Origin of the sequence: Lysinibacillus irui (assembly GCF_028877475.1) — a bacterium.
Lineage (GTDB): Bacteria > Bacillota > Bacilli > Bacillales_A > Planococcaceae > Lysinibacillus > Lysinibacillus irui.
In genome coordinates this window covers 4,116,894-4,142,963 of record NZ_CP113527.1, presented here as the reverse complement: position 1 = coordinate 4,142,963, position 26,070 = coordinate 4,116,894, and the positions used below count along the sequence as shown (strand labels likewise).

Annotated in this window: 33 protein-coding genes and 1 pseudogene; 22 read left to right on the top strand and 12 right to left on the bottom strand. The window is 36.6% G+C overall.

Translation table 11 applies throughout. The features are described from left to right. Positions 1-51 precede the first annotated feature (51 nt). Positions 52-910: pseudogene (locus OU989_RS20865) on the top strand (helix-turn-helix domain-containing protein). Positions 911-1,012: 102 nt separating this feature from the next. Continuing rightward, entirely contained in the window at positions 1,013-1,171 is a 159-nt protein-coding gene (locus tag OU989_RS20860; RefSeq protein WP_004231699.1) for a DUF1540 domain-containing protein, read from the top strand. A 48-nt stretch (positions 1,172-1,219) separates the two neighbouring features. Here OU989_RS20860 and OU989_RS20855 read toward each other — a convergent pair whose 3' ends face one another. The 3 genes from OU989_RS20855 to OU989_RS20845 all read right to left on the bottom strand — a co-directional run bounded on the left by OU989_RS20855 (position 1,220) and on the right by OU989_RS20845 (position 3,368). Beyond that, complete coding sequence (locus OU989_RS20855) at positions 1,220-1,462, bottom strand: hypothetical protein (RefSeq protein WP_004231701.1); 243 nt, start codon at positions 1,460-1,462, stop codon at positions 1,220-1,222. Between the two features lie 98 nt (positions 1,463-1,560). Beyond that, positions 1,561-2,655 (bottom strand): sensor histidine kinase, encoded by a 1,095-nt coding sequence (locus tag OU989_RS20850; RefSeq protein WP_274794837.1) that lies wholly within the window; start codon positions 2,653-2,655, stop codon positions 1,561-1,563. Next, positions 2,646-3,368, bottom strand: coding sequence for a response regulator transcription factor (locus OU989_RS20845; RefSeq protein ID WP_274794836.1), 723 nt, complete (start codon positions 3,366-3,368; stop codon positions 2,646-2,648). The genes OU989_RS20850 and OU989_RS20845 overlap by 10 nt, the downstream gene beginning before the upstream one ends. 156 nt (positions 3,369-3,524) lie before the next feature. Between OU989_RS20845 and OU989_RS20840 the strand changes: the two genes are divergently transcribed. The 5 genes from OU989_RS20840 to OU989_RS20820 all read left to right on the top strand — a co-directional run bounded on the left by OU989_RS20840 (position 3,525) and on the right by OU989_RS20820 (position 7,326). Continuing rightward, entirely contained in the window at positions 3,525-4,445 is a 921-nt protein-coding gene (locus OU989_RS20840; protein ID WP_274794835.1) for an ABC transporter ATP-binding protein, read from the top strand. Continuing rightward, the gene (locus tag OU989_RS20835) at positions 4,438-5,136 is read left to right on the top strand and encodes an ABC transporter permease (RefSeq protein WP_274794834.1); all 699 of its coding nucleotides are present in this window, start codon (positions 4,438-4,440) and stop codon (positions 5,134-5,136) included. The genes OU989_RS20840 and OU989_RS20835 overlap by 8 nt, the downstream gene beginning before the upstream one ends. Before the next feature lie 14 nt (positions 5,137-5,150). After that, positions 5,151-6,023: a DUF4097 family beta strand repeat-containing protein gene (locus OU989_RS20830; RefSeq protein ID WP_274794833.1), complete on the top strand. Its 873-nt coding sequence runs from the start codon at positions 5,151-5,153 to the stop codon at positions 6,021-6,023. Positions 6,024-6,043: 20 nt separating this feature from the next. Beyond that, positions 6,044-6,592, top strand: a complete 549-nt coding sequence (locus tag OU989_RS20825) for a histidine phosphatase family protein (RefSeq protein WP_274794832.1) — start codon at positions 6,044-6,046, stop codon at positions 6,590-6,592. A gap of 86 nt (positions 6,593-6,678) precedes the next feature. After that, positions 6,679-7,326, top strand: a complete 648-nt coding sequence (locus OU989_RS20820; protein WP_274794831.1) for a uridine kinase family protein — start codon at positions 6,679-6,681, stop codon at positions 7,324-7,326. A gap of 40 nt (positions 7,327-7,366) precedes the next feature. Here OU989_RS20820 and OU989_RS20815 read toward each other — a convergent pair whose 3' ends face one another. From OU989_RS20815 to OU989_RS20800, 4 genes are all read right to left on the bottom strand, one after another. Then, positions 7,367-8,011, bottom strand: coding sequence for an SIMPL domain-containing protein (locus tag OU989_RS20815; protein WP_274794830.1), 645 nt, complete (start codon positions 8,009-8,011; stop codon positions 7,367-7,369). A gap of 48 nt (positions 8,012-8,059) precedes the next feature. Beyond that, complete coding sequence (locus tag OU989_RS20810) at positions 8,060-8,686, bottom strand: DUF2238 domain-containing protein (RefSeq protein WP_274794829.1); 627 nt, start codon at positions 8,684-8,686, stop codon at positions 8,060-8,062. A gap of 107 nt (positions 8,687-8,793) precedes the next feature. After that, complete coding sequence (locus tag OU989_RS20805) at positions 8,794-9,096, bottom strand: YunC family protein (RefSeq protein ID WP_274794828.1); 303 nt, start codon at positions 9,094-9,096, stop codon at positions 8,794-8,796. 160 nt (positions 9,097-9,256) lie between these two features. Then, the gene (locus OU989_RS20800; RefSeq protein ID WP_274794827.1) at positions 9,257-9,379 is read right to left on the bottom strand and encodes a hypothetical protein; all 123 of its coding nucleotides are present in this window, start codon (positions 9,377-9,379) and stop codon (positions 9,257-9,259) included. 270 nt (positions 9,380-9,649) lie between these two features. On the opposite strand from OU989_RS20800, the gene OU989_RS20795 reads away from it, so the two are divergent. After that, entirely contained in the window at positions 9,650-10,384 is a 735-nt protein-coding gene (locus tag OU989_RS20795; protein WP_274794826.1) for a polysaccharide deacetylase family protein, read from the top strand. 55 nt (positions 10,385-10,439) lie between these two features. Here OU989_RS20795 and OU989_RS20790 read toward each other — a convergent pair whose 3' ends face one another. Next, the gene (locus tag OU989_RS20790; RefSeq protein WP_274794825.1) at positions 10,440-10,700 is read right to left on the bottom strand and encodes a hypothetical protein; all 261 of its coding nucleotides are present in this window, start codon (positions 10,698-10,700) and stop codon (positions 10,440-10,442) included. A gap of 104 nt (positions 10,701-10,804) precedes the next feature. Here OU989_RS20790 and OU989_RS20785 point away from each other — a divergent pair, with 104 nt between their 5' ends. Beyond that, entirely contained in the window at positions 10,805-11,599 is a 795-nt protein-coding gene (locus OU989_RS20785; RefSeq protein WP_274794824.1) for a DUF2268 domain-containing putative Zn-dependent protease, read from the top strand. An 18-nt stretch (positions 11,600-11,617) separates the two neighbouring features. Next, positions 11,618-12,127, top strand: coding sequence for a DNA-deoxyinosine glycosylase (locus OU989_RS20780; RefSeq protein ID WP_274794823.1), 510 nt, complete (start codon positions 11,618-11,620; stop codon positions 12,125-12,127). 12 nt (positions 12,128-12,139) lie between these two features. Here the strand turns inward: OU989_RS20780 and OU989_RS20775 are convergent, their stop codons facing one another. From OU989_RS20775 to OU989_RS20765, 3 genes are all read right to left on the bottom strand, one after another. After that, positions 12,140-12,958 (bottom strand): cytochrome c oxidase assembly protein, encoded by an 819-nt coding sequence (locus tag OU989_RS20775; protein ID WP_274794822.1) that lies wholly within the window; start codon positions 12,956-12,958, stop codon positions 12,140-12,142. A 14-nt stretch (positions 12,959-12,972) separates the two neighbouring features. Beyond that, a complete protein-coding gene (locus OU989_RS20770) occupies positions 12,973-13,446 on the bottom strand; it encodes a DUF2243 domain-containing protein (RefSeq protein WP_274797392.1) in 474 nt (157 codons plus the stop codon). Positions 13,447-13,560: 114 nt separating this feature from the next. Next, a complete protein-coding gene (locus OU989_RS20765) occupies positions 13,561-14,421 on the bottom strand; it encodes an endo alpha-1,4 polygalactosaminidase (RefSeq protein WP_274794821.1) in 861 nt (286 codons plus the stop codon). 128 nt (positions 14,422-14,549) lie between these two features. Here OU989_RS20765 and OU989_RS20760 point away from each other — a divergent pair, with 128 nt between their 5' ends. The 3 genes from OU989_RS20760 (at position 14,550) to OU989_RS20750 (ending at position 17,737) form a co-directional block, all read left to right on the top strand. After that, positions 14,550-14,912 carry a hypothetical protein gene (locus OU989_RS20760; protein WP_274794820.1) on the top strand — a complete coding sequence of 121 codons (363 nt, stop codon included), beginning with the start codon at positions 14,550-14,552 and terminating at the stop codon, positions 14,910-14,912. 355 nt (positions 14,913-15,267) lie between these two features. Next, positions 15,268-16,899 (top strand): ribosomal protection-like ABC-F family protein, encoded by a 1,632-nt coding sequence (abc-f, locus tag OU989_RS20755; protein ID WP_274794819.1) that lies wholly within the window; start codon positions 15,268-15,270, stop codon positions 16,897-16,899. Between the two features lie 73 nt (positions 16,900-16,972). Further along, entirely contained in the window at positions 16,973-17,737 is a 765-nt protein-coding gene (locus OU989_RS20750) for a hypothetical protein (RefSeq protein WP_274794818.1), read from the top strand. Positions 17,738-18,057: 320 nt separating this feature from the next. Here the strand turns inward: OU989_RS20750 and OU989_RS20745 are convergent, their stop codons facing one another. Then, on the bottom strand, positions 18,058-18,546 hold the full coding sequence (locus tag OU989_RS20745; protein ID WP_274794817.1) for an SRPBCC family protein: 489 nt from the start codon (positions 18,544-18,546) through the stop codon (positions 18,058-18,060). Positions 18,547-18,665: 119 nt separating this feature from the next. On the opposite strand from OU989_RS20745, the gene OU989_RS20740 reads away from it, so the two are divergent. The 9 genes from OU989_RS20740 to OU989_RS20700 all read left to right on the top strand — a co-directional run bounded on the left by OU989_RS20740 (position 18,666) and on the right by OU989_RS20700 (position 26,051). Further along, positions 18,666-19,031, top strand: coding sequence for a YybH family protein (locus OU989_RS20740; RefSeq protein WP_274794816.1), 366 nt, complete (start codon positions 18,666-18,668; stop codon positions 19,029-19,031). A 252-nt stretch (positions 19,032-19,283) separates the two neighbouring features. After that, entirely contained in the window at positions 19,284-19,847 is a 564-nt protein-coding gene (locus tag OU989_RS20735; RefSeq protein ID WP_274794815.1) for a nucleotidyltransferase family protein, read from the top strand. Between the two features lie 14 nt (positions 19,848-19,861). Continuing rightward, positions 19,862-20,326, top strand: a complete 465-nt coding sequence (locus OU989_RS20730) for a DinB family protein (protein ID WP_274794814.1) — start codon at positions 19,862-19,864, stop codon at positions 20,324-20,326. Positions 20,327-20,336: 10 nt separating this feature from the next. Then, positions 20,337-21,167 (top strand): helix-turn-helix domain-containing protein, encoded by an 831-nt coding sequence (locus OU989_RS20725; RefSeq protein WP_274794813.1) that lies wholly within the window; start codon positions 20,337-20,339, stop codon positions 21,165-21,167. Positions 21,168-21,371: 204 nt separating this feature from the next. Further along, entirely contained in the window at positions 21,372-22,343 is a 972-nt protein-coding gene (locus OU989_RS20720; protein ID WP_274794812.1) for an ABC transporter substrate-binding protein, read from the top strand. A gap of 103 nt (positions 22,344-22,446) precedes the next feature. Beyond that, positions 22,447-23,454 (top strand): FecCD family ABC transporter permease, encoded by a 1,008-nt coding sequence (locus OU989_RS20715; RefSeq protein WP_274794811.1) that lies wholly within the window; start codon positions 22,447-22,449, stop codon positions 23,452-23,454. Positions 23,455-23,488: 34 nt separating this feature from the next. Then, positions 23,489-24,478 (top strand): FecCD family ABC transporter permease, encoded by a 990-nt coding sequence (locus tag OU989_RS20710; protein WP_274797391.1) that lies wholly within the window; start codon positions 23,489-23,491, stop codon positions 24,476-24,478. Positions 24,479-24,507: 29 nt separating this feature from the next. Beyond that, entirely contained in the window at positions 24,508-25,290 is a 783-nt protein-coding gene (locus tag OU989_RS20705; protein ID WP_274797390.1) for an ABC transporter ATP-binding protein, read from the top strand. After that, a complete protein-coding gene (locus OU989_RS20700) occupies positions 25,287-26,051 on the top strand; it encodes an alpha/beta hydrolase (RefSeq protein ID WP_274794810.1) in 765 nt (254 codons plus the stop codon). The genes OU989_RS20705 and OU989_RS20700 overlap by 4 nt, the downstream gene beginning before the upstream one ends. The last annotated feature ends 19 nt before the right edge of the window (positions 26,052-26,070 follow it).

The following is a 26,070-nucleotide window of genomic DNA, read 5'->3' as shown; positions in this document are numbered from 1 at the left end:
TATCAAAAAAGCTTTTTCCTTCTCCAGTATGATGAAGATGAGGTGAGTAACATGGAGTATAGTCAGGCAACGCAAAGGACCATTGCCTTTATTGAGGAGCAGTTGACAGAAGAAGTGACACTTGAGCACCTTCCTCATACTGCTGGCTATTCGAAATATCATCTAAGTCGCATTTTCAAACAAGAAACTGGATTAACAATTGGTGAGTATATTCGTATACGCCGACTAGCTTTGGCGGCAAGTTATTTAATGTACTCCAATGCATCGATATTAACAATTGCATTTACACTTCAGTTTCAATCACAAGAAGCTTTTACACGAGCTTTTAAAGAAATTTACGCTTTGCCGCCAGGGAAGTATCGAAAAATGATGCAATCATTAAGCATGACGGAGGAGGAAAAATTAGTGGTATCAAATGAACAGGTTAAGGGTTGGATGTTGAGCGGTGGGAGATGACAAGGTATTTCATTCAGGAACTCGTTCGGGAGTATTGTATTCTTCAACCGCTTCAGCGAATAATGGACAATTCGCTACGATGATGCAGGGCTTTCAAGCAGCTGAATTTAAAGGCAAGCGCTTGAAAATGTCATGCTATTTAAAGACTGTAGATGCTGCCAAATGTGGTGCATGGATGCGCATTGACAATGCTACGGGTGATACGATTCAATTTGACAATATGGATCAACGGTCTGTAAAAGGGACTACCGAATGGAATCACTATTCTATTGTGTTAGATGTGCCTGAAGAAGGTGATTCCATTTATTTTGGTGTGTTATTAATTGGCTCGGGTAAGGTATGGGCAGATGGTTTCCGCTTTGAGGAAGTCGACGACAAGGTACCTTCAACTAACATGCTTTCACAGGAACGATTACCTAAACAACCAGCTAATTTAGACTTTAGCATGGATTGATTTTGATGCTTTGTTATTCAAGCTCACCAGTGATTGACTTTGATTAATAACGTATCGTTTACCTCTAATTTGTTAAAGCTAATAAAGAGGAGGTGTGAAACGATGGCACAAGAAATTCTTTGTGAAGTCAATAACTGTACATTTTGGGATTCTGGAAACAAATGTACTGCAGAAAAAATTTATGTTGTCAGCCAGAAGGGACAACATGCTTCCAACAGTGAGGAAACAGACTGTAAAACATTTGAACCTGAAACGCATTAATGACAAAAGGGTAATCATGAATATGATTACCCTTTATCCCTGTCTTTATTAATAAATATCCACTTTTTCTTTGTTAAATAAAAGTGCATGCGCATTTTTTACTTTTTCTTCTACATAATCCAACGAGTATTTACCAACAGAATCTGTTAAATCTCCAATTGCCCGCGACAAATTATCAATAATCGGAATTAATTTGTGCATTTCAGTGCGATGTTTCTCTTTGTGCATCTCATCCATGATTTCATATGCAAGACGCTGGATCTTCCTTAGTCGCAATTTTTCAGATTGCATTGAATCCTCCTTATTGAACCAATTTATGATGTCTAATTATATGAGCTACAATAAGGTTTCATGAATGATGTTCTTTAGAAATAAATACTAGTGTTATGTTATCTTTTCGGAAGTCTAATGGTGAATGTAGTCCCTTTAGCAAGCTCGCTTTCTATAGAAATAGTGCCACTATGTGCTTGAACAAGGTTATAAACAATTGCCATGCCTAATCCAGTGCCTTCAGAAGAGGTATCTGTAGTTGTCCCACGATAATACTGTTGGAATATATTCTCTGTCATCTCGGGAGACATACCAACACCGTTATCCACAATGTGAATTTCAACAAATTGATCGCTATCAAAAATATGTGTATAAATATCAGTGTTCTGAGGATTGTGGATAATCGAGTTCATTAAAATATTTTGCAATATCCGCTGCATGTATTTAGTGTCAAAATCAATGTTTATAGAATTTTTATCTGCTTGAAAATGCAATATATATTTTTCTGCTTGTGGATAATTGCTTATGTTAGCAACAATTCTTTTTGTAAATTCAACAATATCATGTTTTGTTTTGTGAAGGGGTAGTTTTCCATTTGTATTATTTAACTGAATAACGAGACTTAAATCTTGAATTAACTCCTCCATATGTTTTCCTTTATCAGCAATTTCCTGAATAAAACTATGTGCTTCTTCCTTCGACCATTCATATTGATCGTTTAATAATAGTGTAGAGTAGCCTGTAATATAGGTAAGTGGTGTTTTCAAATCATGAGATATACCAGCTATCCATTCTTGTTTTGCTTGTTCCACTTGGGCTCTTTCTATTTCGGCAGCCTTGAGTTTTGCTGATAAGGATTGTAGATGTTCTAGTACCTCTTGGTATAGCATAAAGCGCATACGAAGTTTGCCTTTCCGGTTATAAATCTTAGAAAGTCCATTTGGTTTTATGTAGTTTTCCTGTGAAAGCTGCTGAATCCAAGTCATGATAAAACCGAGCGGACCTCCAAAATACCAGCCAAATACAGCAATGCAAATTAACGTGCTAAAGCAAAAAATCCATAGTACCAGCAAATTCTCATAATCTTCACTAACAGTGTGCTTAAAGATTGGAAGAATACCTTCAAGCCCGATTAAAATGCAAATGCCGCTAAAAAGTATCCACAGTATGATCCCCAAAGCGAGATGTAGTGTAAATCGAGTATTTATTCGCATAATAATCCCTCTTTTGGTGGGATAAATTTATAGCCAATGCCTCGCAGATTAACGATTATTTTAGGTTTACGCGTATCATCCCCAAGTTTTTTTCGTAATTTCGAAATATGAATGGTAACAGTCTTCTCCTCACCATAAACATCATTTCCCCAGACAAATTCGTAAAGTTGAGAAGTTGTATAAATACGATTTGGGTTTTTACAGAAGAAGTGCAGAAGCTCCAGTTCTTTAGCGGTGCATTCAACAATTTGATGATCTACTTTCAGCGTCGCCGACTCCGGATTAAAGGCAAAATAACCAAAATCGTACTTAATACTTTGTTGTTGCTGAGCAGCCTCATACATTTTTTGACGTCGAAGAATAACTTTTATTCTAGCTACAACCTCTAAAGGATTAAATGGTTTTGTTATATAATCGTCGCCGCCAATACCTAAACCAGTTAATTTATCAAAATCTGTTGACCGAGCGCTGACAAAAATTATAGGTGTGTTGGTATACTTACGTATTTCCGTACATAACTCAAAGCCACTAATATCAGGTAGCATAATATCCAGCAGAATGACATCGTAATCATTGTCCTTAACAAGCTGTAGAGTTCCTTTACCCGTAGAAGAAGTCTCAATATTTATAAAGTTCTCTTTCCGTAGTGTAATATCTAATAATTTTAAAATGCCCAATTCATCATCCACGATTAAGATATTTGCCGTTTCCACTTTTATCCCTCTTTTCCTTTTCATCATAACAGCTTCTAGTTTTGAAATCCTCATTCAGTAAAAATATTACGGTCATTTTCCATTGTGTTTACTTTATTTTTACTTTCCTTTATTAAGCTTAAAGTAACGAAAACAAAATGGTGAGGAGCTAAAACTGTGGAATCTGTTATTGAAATTATACAATTAAATAAAAGTTTTAAAGGAGTAGAGACCATCTCTAGTGTCAATATGAATATTCGGCCAGGAGAGATTTATGGTTTCTTAGGTCCGAATGGAGCGGGGAAAACGACCATTATGAAAATGATTTTAAATTTAATAAAACCTACATCTGGTGACATTAAAGTTTTTAATCAACCTGTTACGAGGACTTCCTATCAATATTTAAGCAAAATAGGAAGCATTATTGAGTACCCCGAATTCTATGAAAGGCTGTCAGCAAAGGAGAATTTAGAACTACATTGCGAATATATGGGCATTTATGAAAAAAAGGCAGCTGACGAAGCTCTCAAAATAGTTGGCCTGCAAGGTGTTGAAAATAAAAAGATTAGTGAATTTTCCTTGGGAATGAAGCAAAGATTAGGGATTGCGCGTGCCATTGTTACCAAGCCAGAGATTTTAATTTTAGATGAACCGATTAATGGTCTTGACCCGATTGGCATTAAAGAGGTGCGTGAATTGCTAGTGCTACTAAAAGAAGAGTATGGCATCACAATTTTAATCTCGAGTCATATTGTATCAGAGATTGAATCTATCGCGGATACAGTAGGCATTCTTCAGCATGGAAAATTACTAAAAGAAGTCAGGATGGATGATATTCGAAAAGAAACAATGGAATATCTTGAAATCACGGTGGACGATTTAAAGAAAACAACGAATGTCCTGGAGAGTTTGAACATTCGAAACTATGAAATCGCGAGTCAACAGAGGGTGCGTATATTTGATGAAAATAATTCATCATCTCAAATTAATAAAGAACTCATTGTTAATGGCATCGTCGTTCATAGTATTGAAAAGCAACAACAGCATTTAGAAGAGTATTTTTTAAAACTGATTAATGGGGGAAGTCAACATGCTTAAACTACTAAGGCTAGAGTGGAAAAAGAATCGGATGGCGGGTTATTTTAATGGCTTAATCATTAGTATAATAGGTATTTTTGTAGCTGTTACATTAATGGCGGTGGGGTCTGAGGGGGATAGTGAGTTTCAGAATTACACAGAATTTATGTCGTTAACGAACATTTTAATTAGAATTGTCTTTATTATTTTTTCGAGTGTTATTCTTGCACGTCTAGTTATCGATGAATATAAAAATAAAACAGTTCAATTATTATTTTCATATCCATTGAAAAGAAAAAAAATTATAGTGGCTAAGCTTCTTCTCGTCTTTAGCTTTTGTTTTGTAAGCATCATAAGTGCAACAATCGTTATCAATTTACTTATTTATTTTTTAAATCCGACATTGGGTCTTTTTGGGGAATCTACTGACTTAAAAGAAATGCTTGAGACAGTTCCTTCGCTGCTACTAAGTGCTTTTATGACAGCTGGCGTAAGCTTAATACCGTTGTACTTTGGTATGCGAAAAAAATCAACCGCCTCAACCATTACATCAGCTGTATTCATTGGATTTGTCATTAACGCAACAGTTTCTGATGGCTCTACCTCCTCTAGTTTATTTCAAATCATTGCTGTGCCAATCATGTTGTGTTTAGTAGGGTTTTTTGTAGGTTATCTATCCTACCGCAAAGTTGATAAAGTGGATCTAACGTGAAATGAGGAGATTTGATGAAAAAAACCATTGTAACGACTCTACTATTTTTTATTCTAGTAGGTGGACTATTAGTTGTCTTGAAACTAAATGGGGAGCAAAGCTATGAAAAACAAAAGTCTTTTGATGGACAGCAAATTCAAATACTAGAAATAGACAATGAGTCGTGGAATATTGTATTAGAAAATACAGATTCAGAGGAACTGAAAATTAATATTAAAGGAAATAAGCAAAAGAAACAAAGTGACCCTGTGGAAATAAAAGAAGATGGTCAAAAAATAAGTGTATTTCAAAGAGATACAGAAGTAGGTATTCTAAAAAATATTAGTATTGGCGAAAAAGGAACTATTCACATTGCTATACCAAAGAATTCAGTTAAATTAATTGCAATAAGAAATAGTTATGGCGATCTTCGCCTTAATCATTTAGCAACTGAGGTCATGACAATATCAAGTGAATCAGGCTCAACTATAATGAAGGGGCTTGCTGCCAATAAAGGAGAACTTACATCGAAGGATGGGGAAATAAATATTTCAGATAGCTCTCTGGAAGAATTATTAATAAGTGCTACGAATGGTGATAGCTACATTACTAACGTTTCTAGCACAAAGACGAAAATTACTTCATCTAGCGGTGAAGTTGTTTTGAAAGAGATAGAAGAAAAAAAATCATTATCTATTGAAACTGGTTCAGGAGATATTACGATTTCTTATAAAAATAACCCACAATCATTAGAGCTTTCAGCTTCGAGTGATTCAGCAGACATTACTGTTGATTTAAAAGGTTTAAACAAAAAAGATGTGAGTGGAAATTCAATGAGTGGGACAATTGGAGAGTCGTCAAATAAGTTGGAACTAGTCAGTAAAGCAGGTATAATAAATGTTAAATAAATACAAATAAAGGGGCTTTTATGGGGGAGATTTACGTCATTAGACATTGTCTAGCAGAAGGGCAATCTGAAGATGCCTCTTTAACGCAGGAGGGAAAAAAGCAGGCGGAAAGTTTAGTAGATTTTTTCAAGGATATAAAAATTGATCGAATTCTTTCTAGCCCTTTTTTAAGAGCAATTCAATCCATAGAACCACTAAGTACGAAGGATAATATTACGATAGAAATTGAGGAAAGACTTTCAGAGCGACTTTTAAGTACTAGAGATTTACCGGATTGGTATGAAAAATTACAGGCAACATTTATCGATTTGGATTTAACATTTGATGGTGGCGAATCTAGTAAAGAAGCGATGAATCGAATTGTAAATGTTGTAGAAGAAGCATTTGCTCGAAATGTTGCGAGTACAGTAATCGTAAGTCATGGCAATATCATTGCATTGTTATTGAAGTATTATGATAAGGACGTTGATTTTCAAAGCTGGAAAAATTTAAGCAATCCAGATGTTTTTCGATTAAGTAAAAAGCATAGCAATGTCAGAATAGAGCGAGTATGGAATCCGGATTTTTAAATACAAGGTGGTATGGTAGGAGTGTCTTATCATACCTTTTAGTATGATTTCAGAGAAATTGTTCTATATAAAAGAAGGAGTGTATAATGGAGACCATTTTAAAAGATATTTTAACATGGATTACGTTAGCTGATAAAAGGATAATCATTGGCATTTCAGGGCATGGAGCTGCAGGAAAAACAACGTTTGCCCATAAATTAATAAATGCTTTAAATCGAGATGAAGTGAATTATATGAATACGGATCCGTATATTGTGAGTTCAGATATACGCAAACAGGCAATCATTGATTATACATATCAACATCAGGATCATCGTTTTAAAATGACTGCTTGTCATCCTGCTGCACATCATCTACCTTCATTGGAAAGAGATGTTCAGATGATAAAAGAAGGACTAGATTTATGGACCATCGATACACATTATATGAAAAGTTCTTTCGTTTCTTCCAAAAGGCCAATTACGATTGTTGAAGGTATGAGTGTAGCGTTTATAAATCCGGAGTTATTTGACTTGAAAATTTACTTTTATACAGATGAAGCTACAGAACTAATGAGAAGATCTGGACGTGATGTAAACGAAAGAGGAACAGAACTCAATTATTTAAAGCAGTCACATAATGAACGACGTATTCAATATGAGTTATTTATGCATCCGTATAGTCAGCATTTTGATGTGGTGATTAAAACACATCAAAATGAATTTCATATTGAGAAAAATATTTTTGTAAAATAATAAAAGAGCCTTCATCGCCACAAGCAGAAGGCTCTATTTGTTAGTATTGATATGTTACGCGAACAGTAGCTTGGATTGCTACTTGCCCTTGTGCGATAGGTGTATTTCCAGAGGCATCAACCATAGAACGATAAAGGATAGGTGTGTTAACCTGCTCCTCGACAATTTCAATTGGGAGAGGTTGTAAAGGAAGATGCATGGTTTCCGCAATCGTTTTTGCCTTCAATAGAGCATTTTGAAGGGCTACTCTTAATGCTTGCTGATAGTAAGCATCTGTATGGTCAATATTGAACTGAATGTTGGCAATACGATTTGCCCCATGCTCTATGGCAGTATCAATGATTAAGCCAAGATCGTCTATATTCGTTACGTTGACAGTAACGGCATTAATCACTTCATAGCCATTAAAAATTTGCTTGCCATCTTCAAACTGATATAGCGGTGTAATTGTATAACTTGTTGTTTGAATTTGTTCTCTTGGAATACCAAGCGCTACGAGTGATTGAATGACTTGATTCATAATGATCGCATTCTCCTGTTGTGGCACCTGGACATTATCCCCTTGTGTTTGAACTTCAATTTGTAGTTGAGCAGAAGTGGGCGTAGCCTTTACCTGTCCGTTGCCAGTTACAGTCATAACACGCGATGTATGGGTTGCTTGTTGATTGACCTGTGCATAGTACATACAATACCACCCTTCGTGAGCTTTATAGTATAAGCTATGCAAAAAAGTTTATGACTTGTCTAGTTTTTTTAATAATTTATTATGGAGCTTTGTAAATAATAATAAGGTTAAAATTGTTCCTAGCAAGGCTAAAAACATGTCCCATTGAGCATCCCAGCGATCTCCCTGCATTCCTAAAAAGTCTTTTGCCCCTTTACTGCCCTTCGAGACTCTTGTGCTTAACCATTCGATGATTTCATAAAATGCAGCAATTGCAAGCAAAATACTAATTGTTATGCCTGTTAACCAAGCTCCTTTAGTAAGCGTAGTCTTTCTAAGTAGTATTTCTCTTATAACAATAGCTAATAAACCTTTTAAAAAATGGCCAAAGCGATCATAGTGATTACGTTGTAAATGAAACTCTTCTTTTATCCAGTTAAAAAGAGGGACTTCCGAATAGGTATAATGCCCACCTATAAAAGTAAGGATTGAAAGTAGGGCAATGATAAAGTAAGAAAATGTTGTGAAGCGAAATTTATTATAAATACAAACAACAACAATAATCGCCACAATGCCATGGCTTACTTCTGCTAGCCAATCTAAGTAGGAGGATGGCTTAATGACAGACCAGACGAAGACAATCAGGACGATAGCAAGTAATGTTACATGTATCTTAAAATGTTTCCGATTATTCATAATGATACACTCCCTTTGTCCCACAGTATGGGGAAGGGGGAAATTGCTTATTCAAGAAGTAGTAAGAAAAAGCGTCTAGTTACTCTAGAACTGACGCTTTTAGTATGTTAAATCATTTTTAAAAGTGCTTCTACGCCAGACATTCCTTCTGTAATACCAAGCTGCTCTGCTTCATATGTTACCGATTCTAATGGAGCTGTTAAAAGCTCATCAATTGTCTTCACCCCAACTGCACGACCAGCAACAATTTTTCGATCAACTAAGCGACTATTTAAAAGACCAACATCTAATGCTCCACACATAATATAGCCCGTATTATTGGAAATGGTCAGTAGCGTTGTTTTAGGTAATTGAACAACTACTGCTGTGAAGAAATGCCCTTTAATCATAATAGGTTCAATTGTCACCATCAAAATCACTCCTTTTCTCTATATACATATGGTGATGGTGAGTAAGGTGTTCAACATTTCTATTAAAAAAATGTGAAAGAAGGTGACAACTAAACTAATCAATTAGTTATATGGAAAAAACCAAAAAAAATCTACTCGTAATGAATAGATTCCTTTACCTTTATTTTGTATAAGAAAGTAAAGCGGTTTGCTTAAAATTATTTAAAGCAATTGTTGCCTCACTTTTAGTACTGTATTCAAACATGCGATACGTATTTTTTTCAAAAACCGTAATAACCCACATATATGTCATCTCCTTCATTGTGTTACATAACATTTAATTTATTTGTGAATCTGTTATATATCAATGATGATTTTATTTTACATTAGATCATAAAAAAATAAAGGTCTATTCATAACCTTTCACATATTGTTCAAAATTTTATGTAGTTCATAATGTTTTTTTGAAATAATTAAAGGAGAAAACCGTCAGTCCTTTTGGAAGTATAATTCACTGTAATTCGTAAATAGTAAGTTGACGGAGTTCTGAATGTTGGACTTGGGAGGTGATGCTATGACACGTAATTATGTACTGCTTCTAACAGTTTGCTTTTTAATCATCTCGGGATTTTTAGGAATGAAAGGCTATGCAGATAAGGGGCGCCCTTATTATGAAGAGACAGGTAAAGTTGTATGGGATATCAATACAGAAGATAAAATTGTTGCCCTTACCTTTGACGATGGCCCACATCCAAAATACACGGCTGCAGTGCTTGACTTACTAGCTAAATATGATGCTAAAGCAACCTTTTTTATTATTGGAAAAAATGCAGAGAAGTATCCAGAGCTTGTTTTACGTTCTTATACAGAAGGGCATGAATTAGCAAATCATACGTATACACATCCATTTAAAGTTTCCATCAAAAAATTGCAAGAAGAGCTTCAACAAACGAATGACACGATTTATAGTATTACTGGTTTTTCCCCAGTTTTATTCCGTCCCGTTGGTGGAAATTATACGGATGCTATGATAAATGCTGCTGTTAAGGACGGCTACAAGGTCGTAATGTGGTCTTGGCATCAGGATACTCAAGATTGGAAGGAGCCTGGTGTCAAGAAAATAGTGCAAAAGGTGATGAAGGGAACAAGACCTGGAGATGTCATTTTATTTCATGATGGTGGCGGGAACCGTTCGCAAACGATTAAGGCACTAGAAGAAATAATACCCGCATTAAAAAAACAAGGCTATTCATTTGTCACAATATCCGAGTTGATTGAAAGTAAACAGCAACAAGAGCAAATTCAATAACGAAAAATAAGCCATCTCAACTAGGTTTGAAATGGCTTATTTTTCATAGTTTGATTTAGAAGAAAATAATTGGAGCTAGTGCAATACCTAATATTGTTCCTAAAGCTATTCCATAGCCAAAACCGGCACCTCTATATCCCCCGAATCCCCAAAATCCTAAACCATAACCACTATATCTTCTATCAGGTAGAATCCATACCTGTCTTCTGTCTACCCTTGTGATTTCCCCAACATGTACTCTACCAGATGAATCCGAAATCCTTACACGTTTTCCATGATATTTACAGCAGAGATTATAAGCATCAGATGGATTCACACATATCCCTCCTTTCGATGTCATTACAAGCTAATATATGCGGTTTGATGCATTTATCACTAGCCGATTGTCTATTCCAACATATGCTATATAGAGGTGATGACATGGCAGTCGTGTCAACAGATAAGTGGCTGGAGGAATTTATAAGTGCAAGGAAATTGGCAAGAAAAAAAGAACTAAATAGCTTACAGTGTTCCATTCTTTGTGAGCGTTTAGGAGAGATATTTCAAGATGGATTGCCAGAAGAAATACAATTTTCATTACAGCAACAGGGGCTTTTTCTTCCAAATGAGGTAGTTCAATTAGAGAAATTAAAGAAAAACAATGTTTGGGATTGTGTGGAACAGGAATTTATTTATTTACAACAAAAATGGAATGGTCCAGCAGTACCTATTTATATTTTTCCAATTACACAGCAGCAAACGATGACCAATAAAAACGGTGTTGCATATCCTCAAGCACTTTTTTTATTTATTGGTGAAATAGAAACAAGAGAACTTCAAGCGCTGTTTGCCCATGAATATAACCATGTATGCCGTTTACACAACTTAAAAAAGTCTCTTGGAGATATGACTTTGTTGGATTCTCTTATTTTAGAGGGATTAGCAGAATGTGCGGTGCAAGAATTATACGGAGAAAAATGGCTATTACCGTGGTTAAAGAACTACAAATTGGAAGAGCTTTTAGCTTTGTGGAAGACCTATTTTTTGCCTCATTTAAAACTTCAAGGAGTTGAAAAACATAGGCCATTTTTATATGGTGGAAAGCTTCCTTTATGGATAGGCTACTGTATAGGCTACGAGATCGTGCAGACATATATAAAGAATCATCCTACTCATCATCCGTTATCCATATCCAGCCAAGATATACTTGCTGGATCAGATTTTCCGTTACAATAGAGAAAAGGAGTGATTGTTGTGTCAAATGAAATAACAAATGTATTATTACCAGTCGTAAATTCATCAACAAAGGTGCTTATTGTTGGCTCGATGCCTGGAAAGCAATCATTAGAAAAGCAGCAATACTATGGTAATCCACGCAATCACTTTTGGCCCATTATTGGTGAAGTATTGGAAACAGATATTCCAGATGAATATGATAAAAGAATTGCATTATTAGAAAGCAATTCAATTGGTCTTTGGGATACGATTGAAACCTGTGAACGTGAAGGTAGTCTAGATGCAGCGATTCGTAATGAAAAGCCGAATGATTTTCAAACACTTTTTGAAAAGTATCCTAACATCCAATTAGTGCTTTTTAATGGAGCGAAGGCATTTGAAGTTTTTAAAAAGCATCTTGGCCTAGAACTGCTTGAAGGACGAGCTTACAAAAAAATGCCGTCCACAAGTCCAATCCCAGGAAAAAATATAAAATCCATTGCTGAAAAGCTAGAGGACTGGCGCATTATCCAATCCTATTTAACTTAATTTCAGCAATCACTAAAACCTAGGTTCATTTGAGTAGTTCGAATGAGAAGAAATAGCTGCCTTAAAATTTCTTGCGCTTTTAAACCAATGATAAAAAAGGATATAAACAATAATCATTTCAATTGCATCGCCACCGTAATACATGATCTTGGCACCTAGCTCTGCCTGTGTAGCTATTACATGCTGAGGAGGATACGCATAAATATATTTTGCTAGGATAGAGTGAGCTGCTAATGCTACTAATAATATAATGGATCGAAAGACATAGGAGTGTGGATGTGGAGTGGGATCAATATAAATAAAAGCAATGGTAAACACATAACCTGCTAGAAAAATGTGAAGATGAATAAAAATATATAAAAGTAAATGTTCGTGCATCATGTTGAAAAGTGGTGTTGTATAGAGTAACCATAGACCACCTACATTTAGCGTAGATGCAATTATCGGGTGACGAACAAAACGGAAATAAGGACTTCTTATTATCCGAGAAAGAGTACGTGCCGTATTTACTGGTAAGGTCCTTAAAAGTAATGTCATAGGTGCTGCTAATACCATAAGTAGTGGGGCAAGCATACCAAGCAATAAATGACCTATCATGTGTGCGACAAAATTGACATGAATAAGGGAAGCCAATGGGCCAATTAATGTAACAAGGGCACTTACACATCCTACTATCCAACAGCTAGTACGATAATGTGACCATTGCTTTTTATGTTGATTCGAAACAATGACAGCAACGATATAGAAAATAAGTGCTATAAAAAATGGAAAAGCTAATATTTGCTGTCCAAAGGTGAAAAAATTTTGGATGTGAGCTTCATGAGAATGCAAAATGAGCAACCCTCCTAACGTGCTTTTTGAGTTGTTTGGAATAATAAAATGATACCAATTACAATTAATATAGCTGCTAATATATTCCACACTAGATCATAGGGTAGAATATCGACATGATAGCGAATTTGATGAAGTTTCATGAATTTATGCTGAATAATCCCATCGTAAAGCTGAAAGACTCCAGCTCCGAGAAAAATACCACCAAGCCATCTTTTTAACCAAAATCCATGTCTTCGATGTAAATCGGCCAATAGAAAAGCAGAGCCAATCGTAGCAAAAAAGCTGAAGGCATGAAATAAACCATCTGACACTAATCCAATATTAGCTGTAGATTTATCATAGAAATGATGCCAATGTAATAATTGATGGAAAATAACCTCATCTATAAATGCAACAACCCCAAGTCCGAATAGTATACCTGTCCACATATTGCGTTGCTTATAGTGAAAGCGATTTTCGTGTTTATGATTTTTTTCCTCATACATCTCTGTCATCCCCAAGCATATCACCTCACGTTGAATTTCTTTTAGTCTACCCACGAGAGGAGCTCTTAAACAAAATATCCCCCCGAAACAAGTGTTTTCAGAGGGATGCTACGCTCATTGCCAGGTATTATAGTATGAACCAGCCGGGCTATAAAAAAATTTAAAGTTATACTTCTTCGCCAATGCACGGCTTTCTAATTCATCTGTAAAGCCGATTGCCATAACCTGTGTACCAAATTCCTCTCGTAGATGGACAAGTTTTTTCATCATTTCGAGAGACCATTCATCATTCCCTACCTCATGATATGAGAAGTCTTCCCACATAATAAAATCGACATAGGGGGCGGTATAATCTATTAGCGTTTTAAATCCCCAATTTTGAGCAACCGATAAAGTGGGATGGCGTTGTTTAATTTGTTGGATAAAAGATAACATGGCTTCATTTTGCCACTTTTGTTCATCTTCAGGTAAATAAGAATTGATATTACCAACAGTATCTAAAAACACACCGTCTAAGCCTTTCTGAACAATTTGCTTCTCTATTTCTGTTAGCAAAATGTCTTGATAATGCGAAGAAGTCATATCCATTAAATAAGAATCCCACTGTGCGAAGTACATTTTTTCACCTTGCTTGTCTCGATAAAAATCATCTTCTTCTAGCTGGCGATAGAGGACTGTATTCCATTGATCTGCCTCCATTGCATTAATATATCCATAAACTAAAGTGCCGTTCTTTTGAGCATTATCTATATATTTTTGCTGCATTTCGATGGGTTCCACAATAACTAAATCTAACTTAGTCATATCCTCGCCAATGGTATCATTGCCTTTATCTAAGTAATATTTATAATCCTTTACATCTGCAAGTTTTGCTTGAATACTAGTTGAAGAGGATGAAGCAGGATTTTTAGTAATCATAAACCAAATGCTTATTGCTGTAAGCATAGCAATGAAGAGTAAAAGTATTTTTTTCATAGGGACTCCTTTTAGAAAAATATCCCGTTTATTATACAATAATAGGAAACGAATTGTCTTAGTTAGGCAATGGCTCAACGGTTAATCGCCCTTTTACATATATTGAATAATGTAAAAGGAGGGTTTGTGTGTACAATAATCCATTTAGAGAAGATAATTTTAGAAGACCGGGCTGGGCAGATTATGATGATTTTGAAACTACATCATTTGGACCTTCTAATTTTGGGTCACCTCCGGGAGGGCAAATGCCAATGAGTACCCCACCAGGCTTTTCACCAACAATCCCTACATCGCGTGTAGGTGCAAGTGGTATACGTTCCTGTTTATTTAGAAATACTTATATTTGGATGAATAGCGGTAGAAGCTTTTGGTTTTTCCCAACAGTTGTGGGAAGGGAATTTATAGCTGGTTTCCGCTGGAGTAGAAGATATGGCTGGTATTTCCGAACAATTTCCAGAAACCAAATCCGTTCGTATGAATGTTTTAGATAAGCATTAATAAAGAGTAAAAGAATTTTTATTTTTCAAAAATGATGTTACAATTGACGGTAACTAATGAAGAAGGGAAGATGGGTGGCTAATGAATAACTAATCTTATTTTTTGTATTTGAAATTTTATATTTCGCGAACAACAAAAATAGGATTAGTCTGCCCATTTTTCATAATAATTGCTAATATTAGTAAGTAGATACTAATATTTAGCTACTCCAAAGCTTTTTCATAAAGATTCTGGAGTGACAAACATAGCTATTTCAATAGCTTATTTGTGTATGATATTGTAGAGACTAATCCTTCCAAAATACTTGGAGGGATTTTTTTGTCCCTCCAACTGGAGAGGATGGATAGAATGAAGGAACTTTTAAAATTACAGGATGTACACTATGAAATAAAGGATACTTTACTATTTGAGCATATGACAGGCACAGTGAAGCAAGGTGAGATCATCGGTATTATTGGTAGAAATGGTGCTGGGAAATCAACATTATTACAGTTAATACAAGGAACTGTTTTGCCATCTAAGGGGGCAATACAAGGGATACAGAATATCAAGATTGCCTTTGTTGAGCAGGAGCTTGCCGAATTTGACAAACTAGAAGTAACAGCAGGAGAGGCAGATTTGTTGGCTAAATGGCAGGTGCCAAATGTGTCATTTACAGCTTTAAGTGGTGGTGAAAAGCTAAAAATGCGTCTAGCAGAGGGTTTTTCACAGAATGCCCAACTCTTACTGCTTGATGAACCAACCAATCATTTAGATGAACAAAGTACAGCTTTTTTGATAAGGCAAATACAAAACTATAAGGGAACGATAATGGTTGTCTCACATGATCGTTATTTTTTAGATAAGGTTGCTACAAAAATCTGGTCTATTGAGGAAAAGAGTCTGATTGAACATAATGGCAATTATACAAGTTATATGGCTGAAAGAGAGCATAGAAGATTAACGCAACAACGTGCCTACGAAAAGCAGCAAAAAAACATAGAGCGTATTGAGGATCAAATGCAGGAGCTAACATCATGGTCGCAAAAGGGCCATGCACAGTCAACAAAACTAGAAGGCTTTAAGGAATATCATCGTGTGAAAGCAAAACGTCTAGACTCGCAAGTGAAATCTAAGAAAAAACGATTAGAAGCTGAGCTTGCAAAGGCAAAAGTTGAAGCTGTGGAGCCAGATACAGACATTCGTTTTTCTTTAGGACCATCTCAGCGTGTCGGTAAGCGTCTTTTGGAGACCAAGAACTTATCTTTATGTTTCGGTGATCGCATGTTATTTAAAGATGTTAATATCACTGCTCAATTTGGAGATAAAATCGCCATTATAGGAAACAATGGAAGTGGAAAAACAAGCTTTTTAAAAGTACTTTTAGGCAAGTTAGAAGCAGAGGGTGAAGTGTGGCTATCTCCTGCTGCCAATATTGGCTATCTGACGCAGGAAGTTTTTGATTTACCAATTGATCAGACACCAGAGCAATATTTTTACAGAGAAACATTTGAAGAGCGGGGCAAGGTTCGCAATTTAATGAAGAATTTAGGGTTTACACCGACACATTGGACGTCTACTATAGGAAAAATGAGCATGGGAGAACGTGTAAAGTGTAAACTGATGGCCTATATTTTAGAGGATAGGAATGTTCTTATTTTAGATGAGCCAACGAATCATCTTGATTTACCTTCGCGTGAGCAATTGGAGCGCACACTTGCCCAATATAATGGGACAATACTTGTCGTATCACATGATCGATATTTTTTAGAGAAAGTAACGAATAGTGTTTGGGAGCTTCGCGGTCAACAGATGGAGAAAAAATGGAGTAAAGAGGCTCCAAAGCAGTTGGATGATCTTGTCGCTCTTCGTTTAAAGCTTGAAACGGAAAGGCAAGAGGTGTTAGGAAAATTGAGTTTTCTTACAGCAAAGGATAAAGACTATGCAATGCTTGACCAAAAGTTTAATGAGCTGACACAGCAAATCAATAAGCTTAAATAGATAAACAAGTTTAAGTTAACCGTTGTCAGGGAAAAATGCCGAAAAAGGGTATTACAAGATGGAGGTTAACACAATGAATAGATGGCTATTTCTCATTTTACTATTGATTAGTAGTATCATAGGTGCTTGTGCTGGTCATGAAAAAATTCATCAAGCACAAGAAAATGAGATCGATGTACCCGTCGTACAATCTAATAATGACAATAGGGATACAGTTATGTCACAAGGTGAAGCTCTTCAACAAATAAAGGATCAGATCCATTCGGATATACCAATAAAAATGCCAACAACATTACCGATTGCAGATGATGCTTTTTTAACGGCCACAACACGTGCTGAAGGGGACCATGTTGAAATTATCTTTTATGAAAGTAAAGAAAATATGCCAATTAATGATATTCGATTAAAGAATTCTGCGACTGCCATCTGTAGATTGTTCGTCAAGCAATACAAAAGTGCTGAAGGGGCTAGTACACAAATCGCATTCGATAATTTTAGTCAAAATGGAGGGCACGAAGTTGATCTTGGCTACAATATAACGGGTTATCAAGATGCGGGTGCTGGCTCGTTATGGACGGGTTGGAATGAAGGGAGATGGGCCATCGCCACACATACACGCACTGACGACCCAGAGGCAGGTATTAAGCTTGCTAAGCAGGCAGTAAAATATTTAGAAAATCATATGCTACCTATTCCAAAGCAATATGGTTTAGCTCAGCTGGATGTATATCAATCTGGTAATTTAATTGTGTGGCAGGATGAAAAGCTTGTCTACACACTCGATTCGATCAAAGAGCCGTTAAAAGCTCTTGAAATTGCTACAGCTTTTTATCAATAGAAAAAGATTGTTTAGCAAGGTGAGGCGTTGATTTCTGTTCCGCCAGCATCCCTTTCAGGGGGCGTCCGATGAGCCGCTTCACTCCCTAACGTTCGCTCCAGGGTCTCATCTGTGACGCTAATCCCCTAGGAGTGACGCTGGAACGCCAATCAACCATATCGTAGTAAGAAGCTCACACATTAAAAGAGTAGGGAGCACATAAATCTTTGCTAAAAAGATAACATCCATTTGAAACGAACTTTCCCTTTCGTAATCATGCTATGATTGTTTTTCAACAATATAAAAACCTAGAGCAGTAGTTGCTCTAGGTTTTTTGCAATTTAAGATCTTACATCATCTATGAGCTTCTTGTATTCGTTAAAACGTTGCTGCCAGTTTTCCATTGGGAAGCTTTGATGTTCTACACCATTCAATAAATCTGATAACAAGTCAAGGCATATATGCCATCCTGCTAAATCCTTTGGCGTGTGGTCGGTTAGCTCTTGTAGGGTCTCAATTAATCGTAATAATGAGCCATTGTCTGTAGGTGACAGTTCAAATCTAACGCGATCTTGACCCCATTCAAATTCGAGTACTTGTTTTTCAGCATAATCTGTTATGGCAATTTCCTCATAGGTATCTGTTCCATCGTTCATATTAAAATGTATTTTACCGTGCTGACGTAGGTCAATGATTTCAAGATTACTCATCCACTTTTGTAGGTTTTCATTGGTAGTTATGGCCTTCCAAACAGTGTCAATTGAATGTGGTAGCGGTCTTTTGTACGTTACGACATGACAATCTAAGTGCTTTTTAATAGTAGCTAACATAGCTATCCTCCTAAATACTACGCATAATATATTTTATCTTCATTATAGGCTTTAACAGCAAAATGTCACACGACAATCATTAAAATTTAGGATAATATTGTTAAAAAGGAGGAGAGCTGATGACACATCAACAAGCACTGGAAAGGTATATACAAGCAACAAATACGCATGATTTTAATCAAGTAAAGGCAATTTTGCATCCTCAGGCAATTTATTGGTTCTCTGATAAAACATGCACTACTACAGAAGAAATTGAGGCGTACTTTAAGCATGCGTGGAATGTAATCAAAGAAGAAGTTTATTCGGCATCAGATGTAAACTGGATAACAGTTGACGAAAAAACAGCTACCTGTCTTTATACATATCACTATGAAGGCTATCTAAACGGAAAATTTGTAACAGGTAGCGGTAGAGCAACAAATATTTTTACATTCGTTGACGATGAATGGAAGTTAATACACGAACATTTGAGTGGTGCTCAGTAAATGAATGTAAATGCCACTTGGATAATCAATAAAAGAATAATGTAAAATGCCCCATATTGTTAATACATGCAACGGTACCTGCAGAGTTAGATACGATAAGAAAAAATTGTATCCAGAACTTACAAATGAAAATAGGACATTTAAATGTTGAATCAATTGTAGGAGCTGGACATGATATATTCCGAGATGCACCTGAAATGGTAGCGACAAGATTAAAAGTTTGGTGTAAAAGTTAAATTGGAGGCTGACGACTTGAGATTGCTACAAACGGAGGAAGAACTAAAAAATCTAATAGTGGAAGATGATTGGATGATGGATATTTTATCTACAGTGGAAACATTGCAGCTGCCAGATTGGTGGGTATGTGCAGGGGTCATTCGCTCAAAGGTATTGGATGTCCTTCATGAAAAAGAAGATAGAACACCGATTGCTGATATTGATGTGATATATTTTGATAAAGAAAAGGTAGCGGAAAAAATAGAAAAACACTATGAACAGGAACTCAAACAGATATCTCCAAATGAGCCATGGTCTGTGAAAAATCAAGCACGAATGCACGTCCTTAATGGAAGTAAACCGTACAAATCTGCTGTTGATGGAATTGCTCATTTCCCTGAAATACCAACGGCTATTGGCGTGAAATTATCAAATGGTTTACTAGAGATTGCTGCACCGTATGGGATTAGACATCTAGGAGCAGGTATTGTAGAGCCGACGCCATTTTTCCTTGAAAATAATTATGAGATTTATCGTCAAAGAATGCATCTTAAACAGTGGCACTTAAGATGGCCAAAGTTAGAAATTAATCTTCAGTAAAGAGGTGAGCTTTATTGCAAAGAGATAAAACCTATGTTATCAACCACTATAAAAAATCAATGGATTGGATAAGCGATTTTAGGTCTCTATCTGAAGTTCAATGGCGTATGCCAATTGAACCTGGGAAATGGTCAGTTGCAGAGGTGATAGGACATCTTCACCCCTGGGATGATTTTGTGTTAAATCAACGCATACCTTTTTTCTTTGTTGATGAACGTCTACCTAAAGGACCAGATGCTGAAAAGCTAAATACGAGTGCAGCCAAGAAAAGTCGGGAACAGCATATGGATCAAACAATCACGGATTTTATTACCTCAAGGAGTCAGCTATTACAAGTTCTTCAGCAATTTACAGATGAGCAATGGCAGCAGACATTTACAATTGGTCAATCAGAGATAATCATTGTTGACTATTTTATCGGGTTAATCAATCATGATTTACATCATTTTTCACAGATTCAGAATGTTATACATGTTTAGGAGTTAGCGTATGGATATCAAATATTTAATTGATTACTTTGCACATGCTTCTGTAAAATTTACGGATGTTTTTACTAAAAGAATGGAACCCGGTGAAGAAGATACAGGAAGAACAACAGCGCCAGGAAAATGTGGCTTAGTTATACCTCTTGCAGGTAGTGCCATCTTTAGCTTTAAAGGAACTCCCTATGTTATGGAGCCGGGAATGATTGTCCATGCAGGTTCCCAGATGCCGATAGAAGTAAAGGTTACCAGTCACAAAGGTTGGGAATATGCAGTTATTCATTATAGTCTACCTACAGAGGAATCTGCTCTTTTCCCATTAGCAGAGCAACATTTTTCAATCAATACAGGCTTTAACACGCAAATCATTAACATCGTCCAGCAAATAATAGAAAGCTACTCACTTCCAGGAAGTATGGCTATTTTTAAGTCCAAGACTTTATTTATGAATTTGCTAGAAAATATTCTTATAGCGGCAAAAATGAAGGTTTTAGATAGTGCTAGTAAATGGATGGAACAGGCCTTAGAGTATATACATGAGAATTATGCAGAGCAGATTTTGGTGTCAAATATTTCTAAAGAATTTGGAATTGAACGCCGTCGCTTTGCGTATTTATTTGAGCAGCATACAGGTATGAATCCTAGCACCTATATAACGGAATACCGTATACGGCGCGCAAAGGACTTACTAGAATATGCTGAAATTCCTATAGCTGAAATTGCTGAATGTGTAGGGTATGTAGATTGCTTTTATTTTAGTAGAGTCTTTAAAAAATGTACTGGTTTGTCACCTTCAGCTTATCGAAAGATAAAAATGGAGGAAGCTAACTATGTGTAAATGCTGTTTCTTATAAAAAAAGAAGCAGTTTTTTTATTATTTAAATCGGCAAAAATCCATGTCATTTTCGAAATCGTCCATTCACAATCTTTTTTTACTTTGTTAGGATAGTATCCGTAAATGATAATGAATATCAATTGTGTATTGACTTGTTTGTGAAAACGATTATCATTATCAATAAAAGATTGTTAGGAGAGAATTTTTATGAATAAATATTTTAAAATGTGTGCTCCGGCACTTTTAGCACTGTCACTTGCCGCATGTGGGACAGATAAGGCGGAGGAGTCTACGTCAACAACTAATACAAGCGCAACAGAATCGCAGACAGAACAAGCACAAACACAAACAATTACATACTTAGGTGAAAAATATGAGCTTCCAGCACAAGTTAACAATATTGTTGCTGCAAGTCTAGAATCAATGGAAGACGCTGCTATGCTCGGCATTAAGCCAGTAGGTGTACTAGAAGTTGGTGGTAAAGTTCCTGCTTATCTAGCAGCGGATTTTGAAGGTACTACACTTGTAGGAAATAAAATGGAGCCAAATGCGGAAGCCATTCTTAATCTAAATCCTGATGTCATCGTTGGCACTTCGAAATTCCCTGAGGAAACGGCTGAAAAGCTGAACAAAATTCAAACAATGATTCCGTACTCACATATTTCAACAAACTGGAAGGAAAATTTAACATTACTTGCACAATTAGCTGGTAAAGAAGAGGATGCTAAAAAAATCATCTCTGACTATGAAGCTAAAGTTGCTGATGCACAAGTGAAATCAAAGGAACAATTAGCAGATAAGCAAGTATTAATAATCCGTGTTCGTGGTGGTGTAATGTACATTTATCCAGCAGGTGTTTATTTAAATCCAGTCCTCTATGAAGATTTAGGAGCACCCGTCCCAGAAGTGGTCACTACAGCTAAGGCGCAAGCTGAACTATCACTTGAAACATTAGCTCAAGTAAATCCAGATGCGATTTTCTTACAATTCGAGGATTCAGAGAATAAGGATACGCCAAAAGCTTTAGAGGACCTACAAAAGAATCCGATTTTCATGAGCTTGAAGGCAGCGCAAAATAATCAGGTTTTCGTTAATGCAATTGAGCCATTAGCACAAGGTGGTACGGCTTGGTCTAAGGTAAAATTCTTAGATGCTGCAGCTGAAAAATTACTTAAATAGTATAGCAGGCTGGTAGTAGATTTGGTGATGTCACCGGGCTATTACCGGCCTTTTGTTCAGTAACAGTTTGGGTGTGAAAATGGTAAAGAAAAAGGTGTAAAAGTTGAAAAAAATAAACATAGTGTCATTTTCAATATTAGCGGTATTTCCTTTCCTTATTGCCCTTGTGGCACTTGTTTCTATTACGTATGGCACGAAGGATATTAGTGCAATGACAGTATGGCAGGCGATGGCAGCTTTTGATCCTTCGAATGTTGATCATCAAATTATACGGACAGGACGTATTCCCCGAGTAGCCGCAGTATTGTTAGTAGGAGCTTTTTTGGCAGTAGCCGGAGCAGTTATGCAGGGGATTACACGAAATTATTTAGCTTCACCGTCATTAATGGGCGTTAACGACGGCTCCGCTTTTGTCATAACATTAGCTATCGTCTTTTTCCCCGGACTTCCAAACTATCAAATGATTTTATTATCTATGCTTGGTTCAGCATTGGGAGCCGGCATTGTCTTTGGTTTTGGTTCATTAATTCGCAATGGCCTATCACCAGTAAGGTTAGCGATTATTGGGACGGTCATTGGTACGTTTTTAAGCAGTATTGCTACTGCCATTGCGATGTATTTCCAAGTCTCGCAAACAGTCAGTGCTTGGTATAACACAAAAGTACATATGGTGGACATGGATATGCTTATTCTTTCTATTCCGTTTGGTTTAACAGGATTAGTCCTGGCTTTATTATCTGCGAAAGCCATTACTATTACGTCATTAGGTGAAGATATAGCTATGGGACTTGGGCAGAAAACAAAAGCAGTGCGAATTATTAGTATGCTAGCAGTAGTATGCTTGACTGGAACAGCGGTGGCTCTTGTTGGAAAAATCGCCTTTGTAGGGCTAGTTATCCCACATATTACACGTTTCTTAGTTGGAGTAGATTATCGCTATATCATTCCTTGTGCCGCTGTTATTGGTGCCTTCTTTTTAGCGCTTTGTGATGTCCTTAGTCGCTATGTTAACTATCCATTTGAAACGCCAATTGGAGTCTTAACAGCATTAGTTGGCGTACCCTTCTTCTTATATTTAGTTCGCAAGCACGGAGGTGAAAAACGTGCGTAAAAAAACCTCCAATATTTTTGTTCTAACTATATCAATGCTTATTTTATTAATTTTGCTTGCGAGCTATCTACATATAACAAATGGTGTTTTTGATATGTCTGTCATGGATGTCATTAAAACATTGTTGCGGATTGAGGCAAATCCTAAATTTGATCTAGTAATTTTTGAATTTCGCTTGCCTCGAATTGTTATTGCCGGACTAGTCGGCATTGGCTTAGGTTTAGCAGGGGTTGTCTTACAGGGGATTACACGCAATGGACTAGCGGACCCTGGGATTTTAGGAATTAATGCTGGCGCTGGTGCAGCGGTCGTAATTTTTATGTTCTTCTTTCAATTAAAACTAGTGAGTGCAGATATGAGTAGCTGGTTGTCTATTTTAATGATGCCATTGTTCGGTTTTATCGGTGGTGCGATTGCTGCTATATTGATTTTCTCATTTGCTTTAAAAAATGGTCATCTAGATATGCAGCGTTTAATTTTAACAGGGATAGCGATTAATAGTGGGTTTGGTGCTTTGTCATTGTTCTTATCTTTAAAAATGAGTGCTCAAGATTTTGAATCTGCAGCTATATGGATGGCAGGGTCTATCTATAATGCGAATTGGATTTTTGCCCTAACGATGTTACCTTGGCTCTTAGTTTTAGGAATGTATGTGTATAGAAAATCGCATTTACTTGATTATTTTCAGCTTGAAGAGGATAGCATCACAAGTTTAGGAATCGCTGTTGAAAAAGAGAAAATGAAGCTGTTATTAGCTAGTGTTGGGCTTGTTAGTGCCTGTGTATCCGTATCAGGAAGTATTGGCTTCATAGGTTTAATGGCTCCTCATATTGCGAAGCAGCTGGTCGGTATTCAACACCGTTTTGTCATGCCGGTAAGTGCATTGATTGGTGCAGCCTTGTTAATTTTAGCTGATTTTATTGGCAAAACCGTATTTGCACCATCGGAACTGGCTGTTGGAATTGTTGTTTCCATTATTGGGATTCCCTACTTTTTGTATTTACTTGTGAAATCTAAGGCATAGGAGGAAATGATGTGCAAACTGCATTTAGAATGGAAAATTTAGCTTCCGGTTATGAGCAGGTTCGTGTATTTGAAGGCTTAAATTTAACGATAGAAGAGGGCAAGGTGACAACGATTATTGGTCCAAATGGGTGTGGTAAATCAACCCTTCTTAAAACAATTGGACGTATATTAAAAAAGCAGCAAGGCACGGTATACTTGCAAGAGCAAAATATGCAAAATTTATCGACCAAGGATATTGCAAAGAAACTAGCTATTCTATCTCAAACACCTGTTGCACCTGGTCAATTAAAGGTGCAGGAGTTAATTGCCTATGGTCGTTATCCACATCGAAACAATGTCAATCGATTAACAAATAAAGATGAGGAAATGATTGAGTGGGCGTTAACTGTCACAAATACGATGGAATATCGTAATCGAGAGCTTGCACAGCTGTCTGGAGGTCAGCGTCAGCGCGTTTGGTTAGCGATGGCTTTAGCACAAGAAACAAATATTTTACTGTTGGACGAGCCTACTACCTATTTAGATATGGCACATCAGCTAGAAGTGCTGGATATAGTCAAAAGCTTAAATGAGCAGCACGACTGTACAATTGTCATGGTTCTACATGATATTAACCACGCTGCCAGATATTCAGATCATCTTATTGCGATGCAGAAAGGTGTTATTATACAAACCGGAACGCCGCAGGAAATAGTAAGTGCAGAAGTGATGCGTAAAGTATTTCATATTGATGCACGCATTATGGAAGATCCAGTAACGAATACACCTGTATGCTATGGCTATGACATTTTAAAGGAGGGTGACAAATGAAGAGAACTAAAATAGAGCATGCCACACAACAAATAACATCGAAATTAACGGATTATACGTACACGATTAATATCTATGTGCCAAGTGAGGAAGCACCAGAAGTAGGCTTTCCGGTGTTGTATGTACTAGATGGCTCATCTTATTTTAATCTTGTAAAGGAAGCGATACGTTTACAAAGTCGTAATGCACCAAAGACGGGGGTCCTACCAGCTGTTGTTGTAGGCATCGGACATGGCGATGATATGCGTGAAAGAAGATTTTATGATTTTACGGCGCCAGCAGAGACATATATTTATCCTGCACGATTTAAAGGGAAGGGTCATGAAAAGTTAGGAGGAGCAGTGTATTTTAGCCGCTTTATAGAGGAAGAGCTGAAGCCGACAATTGAGGCCCAATATCCTGTGAATAAAGCACAGGAAGCTTTATTTGGTCATTCCTTAGGAGGTTATTTTACGCTTTGGCAACTGTTTCACCATCAATCTAGCTTCCAACGCTATCTAGCTATTAGCCCTTCAATTTGGTGGAATGAGCATGAATTAGTACAATGTGCGTCAGTATTTTTGAATGAGCATCAAGAAATGAACGAAACATTGTTTATTAGTGCAGGTGAACTTGAAACCTTTATGGTGGATGATGCGCGCCAAATGGCAACGTTACTAGAAAAAATAATGAATGTTGAGTTTTACGAGGCTTTAGACGAAAATCATGCTTCAATTGTACCAACTGTTATGAGTAGAGCCATACGCTTTATGCATAAATAAACAAATTGGTAGACCGCAT